The 14,269-nt window shown below is 77.0% G+C and carries 12 protein-coding genes; 7 read left to right on the forward strand and 5 right to left on the reverse strand.

The genetic code is table 11. The features are described 5' to 3' along the window. Positions 1–8 precede the first annotated feature (8 nt). From GSF02_RS19060 to GSF02_RS03360, 7 genes are all read left to right on the forward strand, one after another. The gene (locus GSF02_RS19060; protein WP_328798992.1) at positions 9–2,936 is read left to right on the forward strand and encodes an ATP-binding protein; all 2,928 of its coding nucleotides are present in this window, start codon (positions 9–11) and stop codon (positions 2,934–2,936) included. A gap of 104 nt (positions 2,937–3,040) precedes the next feature. Next, positions 3,041–5,332, forward strand: coding sequence for a SpoIIE family protein phosphatase (locus GSF02_RS03335; protein ID WP_159792716.1), 2,292 nt, complete (start codon positions 3,041–3,043; stop codon positions 5,330–5,332). 114 nt (positions 5,333–5,446) lie between these two features. Continuing rightward, positions 5,447–6,469 carry a sigma-70 family RNA polymerase sigma factor gene (locus GSF02_RS03340; protein ID WP_159792718.1) on the forward strand — a complete coding sequence of 341 codons (1,023 nt, stop codon included), beginning with the start codon at positions 5,447–5,449 and terminating at the stop codon, positions 6,467–6,469. A 114-nt stretch (positions 6,470–6,583) separates the two neighbouring features. After that, positions 6,584–7,099: a fluoride efflux transporter FluC gene (locus GSF02_RS03345; RefSeq protein WP_159792720.1), complete on the forward strand. Its 516-nt coding sequence runs from the start codon at positions 6,584–6,586 to the stop codon at positions 7,097–7,099. After that, positions 7,096–7,491: a fluoride efflux transporter CrcB gene (gene crcB, locus GSF02_RS03350; protein WP_159792722.1), complete on the forward strand. Its 396-nt coding sequence runs from the start codon at positions 7,096–7,098 to the stop codon at positions 7,489–7,491. Before GSF02_RS03345 ends, crcB begins: the two co-directional genes overlap by 4 nt. Positions 7,492–7,598: 107 nt before the next feature. Further along, entirely contained in the window at positions 7,599–8,534 is a 936-nt protein-coding gene (locus tag GSF02_RS03355) for a 5'-3' exonuclease (RefSeq protein WP_159792724.1), read from the forward strand. A 38-nt stretch (positions 8,535–8,572) separates the two neighbouring features. Next, entirely contained in the window at positions 8,573–9,493 is a 921-nt protein-coding gene (locus tag GSF02_RS03360; RefSeq protein WP_159792726.1) for an EamA family transporter, read from the forward strand. On the opposite strand, the gene GSF02_RS03365 is transcribed toward GSF02_RS03360, so the two are convergent. The 5 genes from GSF02_RS03365 to GSF02_RS03385 all read right to left on the reverse strand — a co-directional run bounded on the left by GSF02_RS03365 (position 9,477) and on the right by GSF02_RS03385 (position 14,197). Next, entirely contained in the window at positions 9,477–10,154 is a 678-nt protein-coding gene (locus GSF02_RS03365) for a VOC family protein (protein WP_159792728.1), read from the reverse strand. The genes GSF02_RS03360 and GSF02_RS03365 overlap by 17 nt on opposite strands. 145 nt (positions 10,155–10,299) lie before the next feature. Continuing rightward, the gene (locus GSF02_RS03370; RefSeq protein WP_159792730.1) at positions 10,300–10,782 is read right to left on the reverse strand and encodes a ribose-5-phosphate isomerase; all 483 of its coding nucleotides are present in this window, start codon (positions 10,780–10,782) and stop codon (positions 10,300–10,302) included. A 35-nt stretch (positions 10,783–10,817) separates the two neighbouring features. Continuing rightward, complete coding sequence (locus GSF02_RS03375; protein ID WP_159792732.1) at positions 10,818–12,545, reverse strand: dihydroxyacetone kinase family protein; 1,728 nt, start codon at positions 12,543–12,545, stop codon at positions 10,818–10,820. Then, entirely contained in the window at positions 12,542–13,390 is an 849-nt protein-coding gene (locus GSF02_RS03380; RefSeq protein WP_159792734.1) for a sugar phosphate isomerase/epimerase family protein, read from the reverse strand. The genes GSF02_RS03375 and GSF02_RS03380 overlap by 4 nt, the downstream gene beginning before the upstream one ends. A gap of 30 nt (positions 13,391–13,420) precedes the next feature. Continuing rightward, complete coding sequence (locus tag GSF02_RS03385; RefSeq protein WP_159792736.1) at positions 13,421–14,197, reverse strand: SDR family NAD(P)-dependent oxidoreductase; 777 nt, start codon at positions 14,195–14,197, stop codon at positions 13,421–13,423. Positions 14,198–14,269 lie beyond the last annotated feature (72 nt).

Here is a 14,269-nt window from a genome sequence, read left to right on the forward strand (position 1 = left end):
ATCGGCAGGTGCGCCGATCCACGTCCGTCCCCCTCGTCGGTCGCCAGGACCAGGTGGCGACCTTCCGCCGCGCGCTCGAGCGCGCCGCCGACGGGCGCCCCGGGGTGCTCCTCGTCGGCGGCGACGCCGGCGTCGGCAAGACCCGCCTCGTGACGGACCTGGCCCGCACGGCCGAGGCGGCCGGGGCGCGCGTCGTCGTGGCGCACTGCGTGGACCTCGGCGAGGTGGGCATCCCGTACCTGCCCTTCGCGGAGGCGCTGAGCCTGCTGCGCGCACCGGGCGGCGCGGTGGACGCCGCGGTGCGCGAGCGCCCGGCCCTGGCCCGGCTGCTCGACCCGGCGTCCGCGCCCGCCCCGGCCGGCGGCTCGAGCGCCGACCAGGCGGAGCGCCTGCAGCTCTTCGACGGCATCGCCTGCTGCCTCGCCGCGGCGGGCGCGCCGGGCGCCCCGCTCGTCCTCGTGCTCGAGGACCTGCACTGGGCCGAGCCGTCGACCCGCGACGTGCTGCGGTTCCTCGTCGCCCGGCTGCGCGGCGAGCACCTGCTGGTGGTCGGCACCTACCGCAGCGACGACCTGGACCGGCGCCACCCCCTGCGGCCGCTGCTGGCGGAGCTGCACCGGATGTCCGCCGTCGAGCACGTCGAGCTGGCGCCGTTCACCGCCGACGAGCTGCGCGCGTTCACCACCGCCCTGGCCGAGGCGCCGCTGCCCGACGACGAGTTCGACCAGGTGCTGCGGCGCAGCGAGGGCAACGCGTTCTTCGCCGAGGAGCTCGTCAGCGCCGGCGTGCCGTCCGCCGGCCTGCCGTGGTCGCTGACGGACGTGCTGCACGCCCGGCTGCAGCGGCTGGACCCGGCCGTGCAGGAGGTGGCGCGCGTGGCGTCCGTCGCCGGCCGGCAGGTGCGCGAGGACGCCCTGCGGGCCGCGGCGGCCCGCACCCGAGCGCTCGCCGACCCGGCGGTGCTCGACGCCGCCCTGCGCGAGGCCGTGGCCCGGCAGGTGCTCGTCGTCGAGGGCGAGAACCTCGCGTTCCGGCACGCGCTGCTCGCCGAGGCGCTCTACCTCGACCTGCTGCCCGGCGAGCAGGCCGCGCTGCACCGCGCCTACCTCGCCGCGCTCGACGAGGCCCCCGGCCTCGGCAGCCCCGCGCAGCGGGCGCACCACGCGCTGCGCGGGCACGACCTGCCGGCGGCGCTCGCGGCGTCGTACGAGGCCGCGACCCGGGCGGCGCGGCTGCTCGCGCCGGACGAGCAGATGCGCCACCTGGAGCAGGTGCTGGACCTGTGGGACTCCGTGCCCGACGCCGCGGCGCGGGTGGGCACCGACCGCGTCGCGGTGACGCTCGCCGCGAGCGACGCCGCCAGCCGCGCCGGGCACCGGACGCGCGCCGAGCAGCTCGCGCGGCTCGCGGTCGGCGCGCTCGAGGACGACCCGGCGCGCCAGGCGACGGCGCGCAACGTGCTCGCGCGCTGCCTGCTCGACCTGGACATCACCGTCGCGGCGCACGAGCAGGCCACCCTCGCCGTCGAGCAGCTCGACGGCGACGGCCCGTCGCCCGCGCTGGCGCACGCCCTCTCGCTGCTGGCCCGCACGCTGCTGGAGCTCGACGAGGACGACCGCGCCCGCGCGGTCGCCGCCCGCGCCGTCGCGACCGGGCGGGCGGCCGACGCCCCCGAGGCCGAGGCCGACGCGCTGACCACGCTGGCCGTCCTCGAGGTCGACGACCACGCGGCCGCCGCCGACGTCCTGCGCCAGGCGGCCCGGCGCGCTGCAGACGCCGGCGACCTGCTCACCGAGCTGCGCTCGGCGTTCAACCTCATGACCACCTACTACTACGCGGGCGACCTGCCCACGGCCGAGCGGCTGCTGCACGAGGCGCTGGACCGCGCCCGGGCGACAGGCCTGGCCTGGAGCCCGTACGGCGTCTCGCTGCACCAGCTCGCGGAGATCGTGCGGTTCGTGCGCGGCGACCTCGCCGTGCGGCCCGCGCCCGACGACGTCCCCGCCCCGGCGCTGCCCGCGGTCCTCGCCGCGGGCATGTACGCCGCCGTCGCGCGGGGCGACGACGACGTCGTGCAGCGCGCCGAGGCGCTGCGCGCGCACTGGGAGACCGACGGGTCGCTGGCGCTGTACGCCGGCGGCACCCACGTCGACGCGCTGACGTGGGCGGGCCGCTACGGCGACGCCGTCGCCGCCGCCGTCGAGCTCACCGACCACCTGGGCCGCGTGTGGTGGGAGTTCTTCCTGGGCCGCATCTGGATCTGCGCGCTGGCGATCGCGGCGCTGGCCGAGGCCGCCGAGGCGGTCGGCGCCGACGAGGCAGCCCGCCCGGCGCTGCTGGCGCAGGGCGACGAGCTGCTGCGGCTCGCGCACACGACCGCCGAGCGCGGCAGGCCCCGCGGCGGGCGCATGGGCCCCGAGGGCCGCGCCTGGCTGCTGCGCGCCGAGGCGGAGCACTCCCGGCTGCGCGCCGCCGTCGGCGAGGCCGCGCCCGACCCGGCGATCTGGGAGGCGACGCTGCGGGAGTTCGACTTCGGCTACCGCTACGAGGTCGCGCGCACCCGCTTCCGGTGGGCGCAGGCGCTGCACGCCTCCGGCGACGCCGGCGCGGCCGAGGTGGAGGCGGCCGAGGCGCTGACCGAGGCCGACGCCATGGGCGCCGCGCCGCTGGCCGCCGCCGTGCGGGCGTGGGCGCGGCGCGCGCGCATGCCGCTGCCCGGCGTGCGCCGCGAGGGCCCGTCGCCGCTCACCGACCGCGAGGAGGAGGTGCTCGAGCTCGTGGCCCAGGGCCTGAGCAACCGGCAGATCGGCGAGCGCCTGTACATCTCCACCAAGACGGTGAGCGTCCACGTGTCGAACCTGCTCGCGAAGCTCGGCGTGTCCGGGCGGGCCGAGGCCGTCGCCGTCGCGCACCGCCGCGGGCTGCTGCGGGCCTGACCGCCAGCCGGGCGCGCGCCTGACGCCCGCCGGACGGGCGAACTCGGCGACGCCTCCGGAACTGCACCTGGAACTGCGGGGGCGTCGTGGCTTTTACTGAGCCAATGGCTCCCGACGTGCAGGCTGCCCGCCAGCCCCGCCCGGGGCTCTCTGCTGCCGACGAGGCCTTCGACCGGGTGGCGCGGCTCGTGCACCGCCACCTCGGGGTCCCGGCGGCCTTCGTCTCCGTGCTGGCGCCCGGCGGCACCGTCCTGCCGGGGGCGCTCGGCCTCGCGGCGGACGTGCAGGCCGCCCGCCGCACGGAGGTGCCGCAGCCGCTGACCCGCCGGGTGATCGACTCCGGCCCGCTCGTGCTGCCCGACACCGCCGGCGACGCCGACGCGCCGTCCGTGACGGGCCTGGTCGAGTGCCCGGTCGCGGCCGTGGCCGCCTACCCCCTGCACGGGGCGGGCACCGGCGCGGTGGGCGCGCTGTTCGCCGTCGACGACCGCCCGCGGGCATGGACGGACGCGGACCTCGCGACGCTCGCCGACCTGGCCGCCACGTGCAGCGGCGAGATCCGCCTGCGCACCGAGCGGGAGCGGGCGCAGGCGGCCGAGCGCGCCGCCCGGCGGGCGCAGCGGCGCTCCCAGCTGCTGCTGAGCCTGTCCGAGGCGTTCGCCGACGCCATCAGCGCGGCGCAGGTCGAGGAGCGCATCGGGGAGATCCTGCGCACCGGGGCCGGCGCGCGCTGGTCGTCGCTGGCGCTGGTCGACGGCGACCGGCGGCGCATCGCGTACGTCTCCCCGGGACCGCAGGACCCCTACCTGTCGGCCTCGATGGCGCCGGCCCGGATCGACGACCCCCGGCCGCTCGCCCAGGTGGTCCGGACCGCGCGGCCGCTGTACTTCCGCGACCACGCGGAGCTCGCCGCGGCGTTCCCGACGGTGGCGCCCCAGGTGAGCACCGGCGGGGCGTGGTCGTTGTTGCCGGTGGTCGCCCGCGGCCTGGTCGTCGGCGTGATCGTGACCGGCTGGGACGACGAGCGCGAGCAGGACCCGGACACCGCTGCGCTGGAGACCACGCTGGCGCAGTACGTGGCGCACGCGCTCGACCGCGTGGCGCTGCTCGAGGAGCGCCGGCACGTGGCCACCACGCTGCAGGAGGCGCTGCTGACGGCGCCGCCCGCCGTGCCGCACCTCGACATCGCCTCGACGTACGTGCCCGCCACGCGCACCGACCAGGTGGGCGGCGACTGGTACGACGCCGTGGCGATCGACGAGGACACCACCGTGCTGATGATCGGCGACGTCACGGGCCACGACATGGCCGCGGCGGCGCAGATGGGCCAGCTGCGCTCGATGCTGCGGGCGCTGGCGTGGAGCCACGACGAGCTGCCGTCGGCGCTGCTGACGCTGCTGGACCGCGCCAACCACCGGCTCGGCCCGGGCGCCGGCGCCAGCGCCGTCGTCGTACGCCTCGAGCGGCTGCCGGCCCGCGGCGAGCACGCCGAGACCGCCGCGGAGCCCGGCTCCTACGTCGTCACCTGGTCGAACGCGGGCCACCCGCCGCCGCTGGTGCTGCGCCGCGACGGGAGCGTGGAGCGGCTCGACGCCCGCCCGGACCTGCTTCTCGGCGTCGCGCCCGCGACCGAGCGGCACGACCACACCGCGACCCTCGGTCCCGGCGAGACGCTGCTGCTGTACACGGACGGGCTGGTCGAGCGGCGCGGCCTGCTGCTCGCCGACCGGATCGCCGAGCTCGCCCGCGCGCTGGCGGCGACGCGCGGCGCACCGACCTCGACGCTGCCGCCGACGCTCGTGCGCCGCCTCGTCACCGGGCCGCAGCGCGACGACGTCGCGGTGCTCGCCGTCCGCGCCCGCGTCACCGCGCCCGCGGGCGTGCAGCCGTCCGTCGGCCCGGTGCGGGCGGTGCGGCAGGTCGCCCCGCACCTGGACGACCTCGGGCCCGCCCGGCGGTGGGTCGACGACGTGCTCGAGACGTCGGGCGTCGGCGCCCGCGAGCGGCACACCGCGGTACTGCTGACCAGCGAGCTGGTGACGAACGCGCTCGAGCACGGCGCGCCGCCGGTCACCGTGACCGTGGAGGTCACGTGCGCGGCGCTGCGGATCGCCGTGCGCGACGGCTCCGGCGCGCTGCCCGTGGTGCGCCACCCCGCACCCACCGAGCTGTCCGGCCGCGGTGTGCAGTTCCTCGCGCGGCTCTCGGCGCGCTGGGGCGTGGAGGTGCACGACGGCGTCGGGGCGCCGGGCGCGGACGGTGCCCGCCGCGCGGGTGACGACGTCGCGCGCGGCACGGGTGAAAACGGCGTCGGTGGCGATGCCGTCGCTCCCCCCGGCAAGACCGTCTGGTTCGAGCTCGACACCGCGCCGGCGCCGGTAGGCGCCGAGGCGTGACCGCGCGCGCCGGGCGCGGGCGGCGCCGCCAGGCCCCGGCGCGCGGCCGGCGGGACGGTTGACCGGGCGCACGGCCCCTGCCGTTCGTCGGACCCTCCGCGTAGCGTGTGAGGCATGACTCAGGCCACCGCTGCGCCGCGGGTCGCCGACGACGACGTCGCCGCCGCGCTGGAGTCCTACCGAACCGAGCTGCGGGGCTACTGCTACCGCATGCTGGGCGGCGCCTTCGAGGCGGACGACGCCGTCCAGGAGACGCTGCTGCGGGCGTGGCGCGCCTACGACCGGTTCGAGGGCCGGTCGTCGCTGCGCTCGTGGCTGTACCGGATCGCCACCAACGTCTGCTTCGACCACCTCGGCTCCGCCGCCGCGCGCCGCGAGCGCCCCATGGGCCTGGGCGGGCCCGCCGAGCCGGTGGAGGAGAGCTTCGGCGAGACGTTGCCGGAGGAGCGCTGGGTCGAGCCCGTGGCCGACGACGCCGTGCTGCCGCGCGAGGGCGATCCCGCGCAGGTGGCGGTGGGCCGCGAGTCGATCCGCCTGGCCTTCGTCGCGGCGCTGCAGTACCTGCCGCCCCGCCAGCGGGCGGTGCTCGTGCTGCGCGAGGTGCTGCGCTGGTCGGCGGCCGAGGTCGCCGGGCTGCTCGAGATGTCGGTGCCCGCGGTGAACAGCGCGCTCCAGCGCGCCCGGGCGACGCTCGAGCAGAAGGCGCCGTCGCGCGAGGAGGCCGCGGCCGCGCCGGCGGCCCGGCCGGGCGCCGCGTGGGCGGAGGCGATGCTCGAGCGCTACCTCGACGCCTTCGAGCGCTACGACATGGAGGCGCTGGTCGCGCTGCTGCGTGACGACGCCGTGCTGAACATGCCGCCGTACACGATGTGGGTCCAGGGCAAGGAGGACATCGCCGCGTGGATGCTCGGCCCCGGCGCGGAGTGCCGCGGGTCGCGCTGCGTCCCCGTGCGGGCGAACGCCTCCCCGGCGTTCGGGCAGTACCGACCATCCCCCGGTGGCGGCTACCACGCCTGGGGCCTGGTGGTGCTGGAGGGTGACGAGGTCGGCCGGGTCTCCGGGATCACCACGTTCCTCGACACCGGGACGTGGTTCCCGAGGTTCGGCCTGCCGGAGCACCTGCCCGCCGAGGGCTGACGGGCGCCTCGGCGCCGCTCGGGGCCCGCCCCGGCGGGGCCGACGCGCGGGCGGGTCAGCGGTGCGCGCGGCGCGCGGCGCGTGCTGCACGGCAGCGTGCTGTACCATGGGTCGGTGACCTCCGCGCCGCTCCCCCGCTCCCGGCAGCCCCGGGAACGGGTCGTCCCGTCGGCGCGCGCCCCGCACCGCGACTGGCGGCTGGTCGGCTGGGTGGCGCTCGGCGGCGCCGTGGGCTCGGTGCTGCGGTACGCCGTCGCGCTGGCGACGCCGGCGCCCGGCGGCTGGCCGCTCGGCACCCTCGCCGTCAACGTCGTCGGGGCGTTCCTGCTGGGCCTGCTGCTGGAGGCGGTGGCCCGGCGCGGCCCCGAGACGCGGCGCCTGCAGCGGCTGCGGCTGACCCTCGGCACCGGGGTGCTCGGCGGGTTCACCACGTACTCGTCGTTCGCGCTCGAGGCCGACCAGCTGCTGCGCGACGGCGCCGCCCCGCTCGCCGTCGGCTACCTCGCCGCCACCCTGGTGCTCGGCACGCTCGCCGCGCTCGCCGGCGTCGCCGTCGGCGCGCGGACGCCGCGCGGCCCCGTCGCGCGGCTGCTGCACGCGCCCGACGACGCCCCGGGGCGCGCCTCGTGACGGGCCCGCTCGCGTTCCTGCTGGTCGCCGTCGGCGGCGGCGTGGGCGCGGCGGCCCGGTTCGTCGTCGCCGACGCCATCAGGGCCCGCCGCACCACCGCCCTGCCGTGGGGAACGGTCACGGTCAACGCGGTCGGGTCCCTCGTGATCGGCGTGGTGGCGGGGCTGGTGCTCACGGTGGGCGCCGACGGCGGCGGCCTGGAGTCGTGGCGCCTGCTGCTCGCGACGGGCCTGTGCGGCGGGTTCACCACCTTCTCCACGGCCACTGTCGAGGCGGTGACGCAGCTGCGGGGCGGGCGGCCCGGCCGCGCGCTCGCCACGACAGCGGCCAACCTGCTGCTGTCGCTGGCCGCCGTGGCGCTCGGGCTGGGGATCGTCCTCCTCCTGGCCTGAGGTGGAGGCGACCGGGACGCGGGGCCGGGGCCGCCGCCGAGGCCGCCGTACGCGCCGCGCGCCCAGGGTGCCGCCGCCGCGTCACCGCCGGGTGCGAGAGTGTCCCCGTGAGCCTCCTCCTGCTCGACACGGCGTCCCTGTACTTCCGGGCCTTCCACGGCGTGCCGGACTCGCTGCGCTCGCCCCGGGGCGAGCCGGTCAACGCCGTGCGCGGCCTCCTCGACACCATCGCGTTCCTCGTCACCGAGCACGGCCCGGACCGGCTCGTGGCGTGCTGGGACGACGACTGGCGGCCGGCCTGGCGGGTCGAGGCGATCCCGTCCTACAAGGCGCACCGCGTCGCGCAGCCCGGCGGCGGTCCCGGCGGACGCGACGTCGAGGAGGTGCCCGAGGCGCTCGTGCCCCAGATCGCTGTGATCGTCGACGTGCTCGCCGCCCTGGGCATCGCCCGCGTCGGCGCGCCGGGCTACGAGGCCGACGACGTCATCGGCACGCTGACCACGCGCGCCGTCGCCGCGGGCACCGGGCCGGTGAGCGTGATGACCGGCGACCGCGACCTGTTCCAGCTCGTCGACGACGCCGCGGGCGTGCGCGTGCTGTACCCGGCGCGCGGCGTGCGGGACCCCGACGTCGTGGACCAGGCCCGCCTCGCCGAGAGGTACGGCGTGGCGGACGGCGACGCCTACGCCGACATGGCCGTGCTGCGCGGCGACCCCTCCGACGGGCTGCCCGGCGTGCCCGGGATCGGCGAGAAGACGGCGGCCAGGCTGCTCGCCGAGTTCGGCTCGCTCGAGGCGCTGCTCGCCGCCCGCGACGCCGGCGACCCGCGCCTGACGAAGACCCAGCGGCAGCGGCTGCTCGACGCCGCGGACTACCTCGCCGTGGCGCCCGCCGTCGTGCGCGTGGCGCGGGACGCCCCGCTGCCCGACGCCGACGACGCGCTGCCCCAGGCCCCCGCCGACCCGGAGACGCTGCAGCAGCTCACCGAGCGGTGGGGCCTGCGCTCCAGCGTCCAGCGCTTGCTGACGGCCATGGCGCTGTGACGGCGGCTCCGGCCGCCCGGGGTGCCGTCGGGGACGCCATGCCGCTGCGCGACCGGCTGCTGGCGGTGTCCGTGGCGGTGATGTGGGGCGCGAACTTCCTGGCCATCGACGCCTCGCTGGGGCACTTCCCGCCGATGTTCCTCGTGGCGCTGCGGTTCGCCCTCATCGCCGTGCCGACGATCCTGCTGGTGCCGCGGCCCGACGTGCCGCTGCGGTGGCTGGTCGGGTACGGCGTGGGGTTCGGCACGCTGCAGTTCCTGTTCCTGTACTGGGGGATGGCCGCCGGGATGCCGGCCGGCCTGGCCTCGCTGGTGCTGCAGGCGTCGGCCCCGTTCACGGTGCTGCTGGGCGCGGTGCTCCTGCGCGAGCGGGTCAGCGGCCGGCGCCTGGTGGGGATCCTCGTCGCGGCGGCCGGGCTCGCCGTCGTCGGCTGGGAGCGGGCCGAGCACGCCGCGGTGCTGCCGTTCCTGCTGACCCTGGCCGGGGCGCTCGGCTGGGCCTTCGGCAACCTCTGCAGCCGGCAGGCGCGCCCGTCGCAGCCCCTGCACCTGACCCTGTGGATGTCGGTGGTGCCGCCGCTGCCGATGCTGGCGCTGTCCCTGCTCACCGAGGGTCCGGCCCGCATCGCGGAGTCGTTCGCCACGCTGGGCTCGCGCTCCGGCGTGGTCGCCCTGGTCGGTCTGGCGTACACGGTGCTGGTGGGCACCGTGCTGGGCTCGGGCGTGTGGACCGGGCTCATGGCCCGGCACCCGGCCGGCGTCGTCGCGCCGTTCTCCATGCTCGTGCCGGTGGTGGGCATCTCGACGGCGTGGCTGGTGCTCGGCGAGACCGCCTCGCTGCTGGAGATCGCCGGCGGCGTGCTCGTGGTGGGCGGCGTGCTGCTGGGCGCCGCCGGGTCGCGGCGCCGCGCGCCGGAGCCTGCGGTCCCGGAGCCGGCGCCCGTCAGGCCGACGGGCTGAAGACGCAGAACTCGTTGCCCTCGACGTCCGCCATCACGGTCCAGCGGATCTCGTCGTCGGGCTCGCGCAGCACGCGCGCGCCGCGGGACACCAGGTCGGCGACCGTCACCCCGGGGCGCAGGTCCACGTCCCAGTGCACGCGGTTCTTCACGGTCTTCGGCTCGGGCACGGGCGCGAAGTCGAACGACTCGAACGGCACGCCGGCGGCGCCGTCGAGCCACCACCAGCCGTGCTCGGCGTCGTGGCCGAGCTCACCGCCGAGCAGCCCCTGCCAGAACCGGGCCACCGCCTCGGGGTCGGCGCAGTCGACGACGACGTCCTTGAGCCGGTAGTCGCCCACGGGCCTCTGCTCGAAGACGCACAGCTCGCCGCCCTCGGGGTCGGCCACCACGGTCCACGGGAAGCGCCCCGGCGCGGACAGCCGCGGGCCGACGACGTCGTCAAGCGCGGCCGCCCGCACGTCCAGGTGCACGCGGTGCTTGACGGTCTTGGGCTCGGGCACCGCGTTGACCCACACCGTGCGCTCGGGCCGGTCGCCGCGCAGCACGACGCCGCGGTCGAACGGCTCGGGCCGCAGGCCCAGCACCTGCCCCCACCACCGGCTCAGCAGGTCGGCGTCGACGGCGTCCACGCACAGGTCCTTGTACGACACCAGCGTCATGCCGGGAGCGTACGGCGACCGCGGCCCGCGCACCGCCGCACCCGCCGAGATAGAGAGGTGCCCCGCCGAGATAGAGAGGGGGCTCTCTATCTCGCCGGGACACCTCTCTATCTCGGCGCGAGGGGTCTCTATCTCGGCGAGGAGGTCAGCAGGCCGGGGCCTGTCGCTCGCCCGCCGCGCGGTCGTACTCCTCGAGCGCGGCCACCTTCGCCGCCGAGGCGGAGGTCTCGTCGAAGACGTGGTCCAGCCACTGGCTCGCGAGCTGCTTGGCGAGCTCCAGCCCGATGACGCGCTGGCCGAACGTCAGCACCTGGGCGTTGTTCGACTTCACGAGGCGCTCGACGGAGAAGGAGTCGTGCGCCACCGAGGCGCGCACGCCCGGCACCGTGTTCGCCGCCATCGCGACGCCGATGCCGGTGCCGCACACCAGCAGCGCGCGGTCCACCTCGCCGTCGGCGACCTTGCGGCCGGCCGCGACGCCGATGTGCGGGTAGTCGACGTCCTCGTCCGAGCCGACGCCGACGTCGACGACCGCGTCGACGCGCGGGTCGTCCTGCAGCTGCTTCTTCAGCGCTTCCTTGTACTCGTAGCCGGCGGAGTCAGCGCCGACGGCGATGCGCCATCCCATGTCGTGGTCCTTCGCTCTCGATGTCAGAGGTTCGGTCAGCGGGCCTGCGCGGCGAAGACGTCGGCCGCGGCGGTGACGCACAGCGCGAACGACACCGCGCCCGGGTCCGGCGTGCCCACCGAGCGGGCCGCCAGCGGGCGGGCGCGGCCCACCTGCGGCGTCAGCTCGGCGGTCTTCTCGGCGGCCCAGGTGGCGTCCTCGGCGGCCCGGCGCCAGGCGCCGGCCAGCCCGCCGGCCCCGGAGGCCAGCTCGCGCCCGAGCGCCTCGACGAACGGCACGACGGCATCGAGCAGCGTCTTGTCGCCCACGTGCGCCTTGCCGAGCGAGGTCAGCGCGTCGAGGTAGGCGCGGGTGGCGGTCACGGCGGCGTCGGGCCCGGGCAGCCCGGCGTTGCCGAGCACAGCGCCGGCGGCGCGCAGGCCGGCGCCCCACAGGACGCCGGACGTGCCGCCGGCGAACTCCGCCCACGCGTCGCCCGCGGCCTCCAGCACGCCCCGCGCGCCCCAGCCGGCCTCGGCGGCGCGGCGGGCGGCGGCCAGCCCGTGGTCGATGCCGCGGACCATGCCGCGCCCGTGGTCGCCGTCGCCGGCCACCGCGTCGATCCGGCCGAGCTCCTGCTCGGCGTCGTGGATCACCGCGGCCGCGGCCTCCAGGGCCGCGACGACGCCGGCGGCCAGGGCCCGCGAGCCCTCGTCGCCCTCGGCCGGCACGGCCTCGGCGGTCAGGTCCGCCAGCTCCTCGTCGGCGTCGTCCCCGGCCTCGACGGCCGCGGCGCCGCGGCGCCACGCCGGGGTCACCGCGGGGTCCAGCCACAGCTCCTCGAGCTCGTCGTCCAGCCAGGTCAGGGTCAGCGAGACGCCGCCCATGTCCAGGCTGGTGACCAGCTCGCCGACCTCCGGAGCGACGATCGTCAGCCCGGCCTCGCGCAGCAGCGGCGCCACCGACGCCCACAGCACGAACAGCTCCTCGTATTTGGTGGAGCCCAGGCCGTTGAGCACCACCGCCACGCGGCCGTCGGCGTCGGCGGGGCGCTCGGCGAGCAGGCGCTCCACGAGCAGCCGCGCCATCTCGGGCGCCGGCATCGAGTCGATGTCCTCGAGGCCCGGCTCGCCGTGGATGCCCAGGCCGAGGCCGACCGCGCCGTCCGGAACGGTGAAGTGCGGGGTGTCGGCGCCGGGGAACGTGCACCCGGAGAACGCCAGCCCGAGCGTGAACGTGCGGTCGTTGGCCAGCTGCCCCAGGCGCACGACCTCGTCGAGGTCGTGCCCGCGCTCGGCCGCGGCGCCCAGCACCTTGAAGACGACGAAGTCGCCCGCGATGCCGCGGCGGCGGTGCTTCTCGTCCGCCCCGGCCGACGCGACGTCGTCGGTGACGATCAGCTGACGCGCCGGGATGCCCTCGGCCTCGAGGCGCTCGCCCGCCAGGCCGAAGTTCATGACGTCGCCGGCGTAGTTGCCGTAGGTGTACACCACGCCGCGGCCGCTGTTCGCGAGCCGGCCCACCGAGTAGGCCTGGGCCGTGGACGGCGAGGTGAAGATGTTGCCGACGACGGCGCCGTCGGCGAAGCCCGGGCCCACCACGCCCATGAACGCCGGGTAGTGGCCGGACCCGCCGCCGACGACGACGGCGACCTTCGGCGTGCGCGAGCGGCGCCGGCGCACCACGCCGCCGGGCACCTCGCGCACGAGGTCGGCGTGCAGGTCGGCGAAGCCGGTGACGGCGTCGGCGGCGAACTCGGCCGGGTCGGCGTAGATGCGGGTCATCGCTGCACCTCCGCCACCAGGGCGGTCATCTCGTCGTACGAGCGCTGGGCGTCGGCCTCGCGCTCGTGCTCCTCGACGTCGTGGGTCTCGAGCTCCAGCACGTACGTGCCCGCAAAGCCGGCCGCCTCGAGCGCTGCCATGGTGCCGCGGAAGTCGACCTTGCCCCGGCCGATGCCGAGGTTGAGGTTGCCCGGCACGGCGTCGCGCAGGTGGACGCGCTCGACGCGGGCCGCGTGCTTGGTGGCCCAGGCCACGAGGTCCTCGTCGGAGGCGACGACGTGCGAGGTGTCGAGCAGCAGGCCGATCTGGTCCGGCCCGAGCAGCTCGAGCACCCGGTCGGCGCGCGCGGCCGACCAGGCGAAGCGGCGGTGGTGGAGCACCTCGGCCAGCAGGCGCACCCCGTGCTCGGCGGCCAGCGCCGACACGAGGCGCAGGTTCGCCGCGATCCGCTCGAGGTCGGCGGCCTCGTCCACGTACGGGTCCCAGGACTGCCCGCCGGCCGGCAGGATGAGCGCCCCGCCGGTCGCGGCCGCGAGCCGCACCAGCGGCAGGGCCGTGGCCGTGAGCGTCTCGGCGTCGAGCGCCGGGTCGTTCAGCGGGCCGACGTCGCCGTTCACCGCGCCGGCGCGCAGGCCGTGGCGCTCCAGCTCGGCCACGTAGTCCTGCGGGTCACCCGTGAAGGGCACCGGCACGTGGTCGCAGACGCCGGGCAGCGCGCCCAGGTCGACCTCCTCGGCGCCGGTCGCGGCGATGAGCCGCACGGCCTCCTCGAAGGGGCGGAACCGGAAGGTGATGGTCGAGATGCCGACGCGCTGCGTCGACGCAGCCGCTGCAGGGGTGCTCATGGTGGTGCTCCGTCCGCTCGTGGCCCGCCGTCAGGCGATGTACGAGCCGCCGTTGATGTTCTGGGTGGTGCCGGTGATGTACGAGGAGTCCTCGCTGGACAGGAAGACGGTCAGCGCGGCGATGTCCTCCGGGGTGCCCTGGCGGCCCATCGGCACGGACGCGGCGAGGCGGGCCTCGTTCTCGGCGTCGGTGGCGCCGGCGCGGATGTCGGTGTCGACGACGCCGGGGCTGATCGCGTTGACGGTGATGCCGTGCGGGGCCATCTCGCGGGCCAGCGAGCGGGTCAGGCCGAGGATGCCGGCCTTGGCGGCCGAGTACGGCGTCTTGGAGAACACGCCGCCGCCCTGCTGCGCGGAGACCGACGACATGTTGACGATGCGGCCGTAGCCGTTCTCGATCATCGCGGGCAGGAAGGCCTGGCAGGCCAGGAACGTGCCGGTGAGGTTGATGTCCAGGACGCGGCGCCACTCCTTCATGTCCACCTCGAGGAACGGCACGGGCGAGGCGACGCCGGCGATGTTCGCCAGGGCGCCGACGGGCGGCAGCCCGGAGGCGGCGACGGTGGCGGCGGCGCTGCGCACCGACTCCGGGTCGGTGACGTCGACGCCGAGGCCGATCACCGGGACGCCGTGGGCGGCGGCCAGGTCGTCGGCGGCCGACTTGGCGCCGGCCTCGTCGATGTCGAGCAGGGCGACGGCCCAGCCCTCGGCGGCGAAGCGGGTGGCGGTGGCGAAGCCGATGCCGCGGCGGGAGGCGGCGCCCGTGACGACGGCGGTGCGCTGGCCGACTCCGGTCTGGTAGCTCATGGGAGGTTCCTTCTCTTCGTGGTCTCTTCGTGGTGCGGGGGGTCGGCCGGCGCCGCCGACGCCCCGGGCCGA

This window comes from Puerhibacterium puerhi (genome assembly GCF_009846865.1).
In the GTDB taxonomy this organism is placed as follows: domain Bacteria; phylum Actinomycetota; class Actinomycetes; order Actinomycetales; family Cellulomonadaceae; genus Puerhibacterium; species Puerhibacterium puerhi.

Coding starts and splice junctions, on each gene's coding strand:
- GSF02_RS03360 (WP_159792726.1), top strand. CDS start 8,573: ATGCCGCTGCGCGACCGGCTGCTGGCGGTGTCCGTGGCGGTGATGTGG.
- GSF02_RS03340 (WP_159792718.1), top strand. CDS start 5,447: ATGACTCAGGCCACCGCTGCGCCGCGGGTCGCCGACGACGACGTCGCC.
- GSF02_RS03370 (WP_159792730.1), bottom strand. CDS start 10,782: ATGGGATGGCGCATCGCCGTCGGCGCTGACTCCGCCGGCTACGAGTAC.
- GSF02_RS03335 (WP_159792716.1), top strand. CDS start 3,041: ATGGCTCCCGACGTGCAGGCTGCCCGCCAGCCCCGCCCGGGGCTCTCT.
- GSF02_RS03375 (WP_159792732.1), bottom strand. CDS start 12,545: ATGACCCGCATCTACGCCGACCCGGCCGAGTTCGCCGCCGACGCCGTC.
- GSF02_RS03380 (WP_159792734.1), bottom strand. CDS start 13,390: ATGAGCACCCCTGCAGCGGCTGCGTCGACGCAGCGCGTCGGCATCTCG.
- GSF02_RS03385 (WP_159792736.1), bottom strand. CDS start 14,197: ATGAGCTACCAGACCGGAGTCGGCCAGCGCACCGCCGTCGTCACGGGC.
- GSF02_RS03365 (WP_159792728.1), bottom strand. CDS start 10,154: ATGACGCTGGTGTCGTACAAGGACCTGTGCGTGGACGCCGTCGACGCC.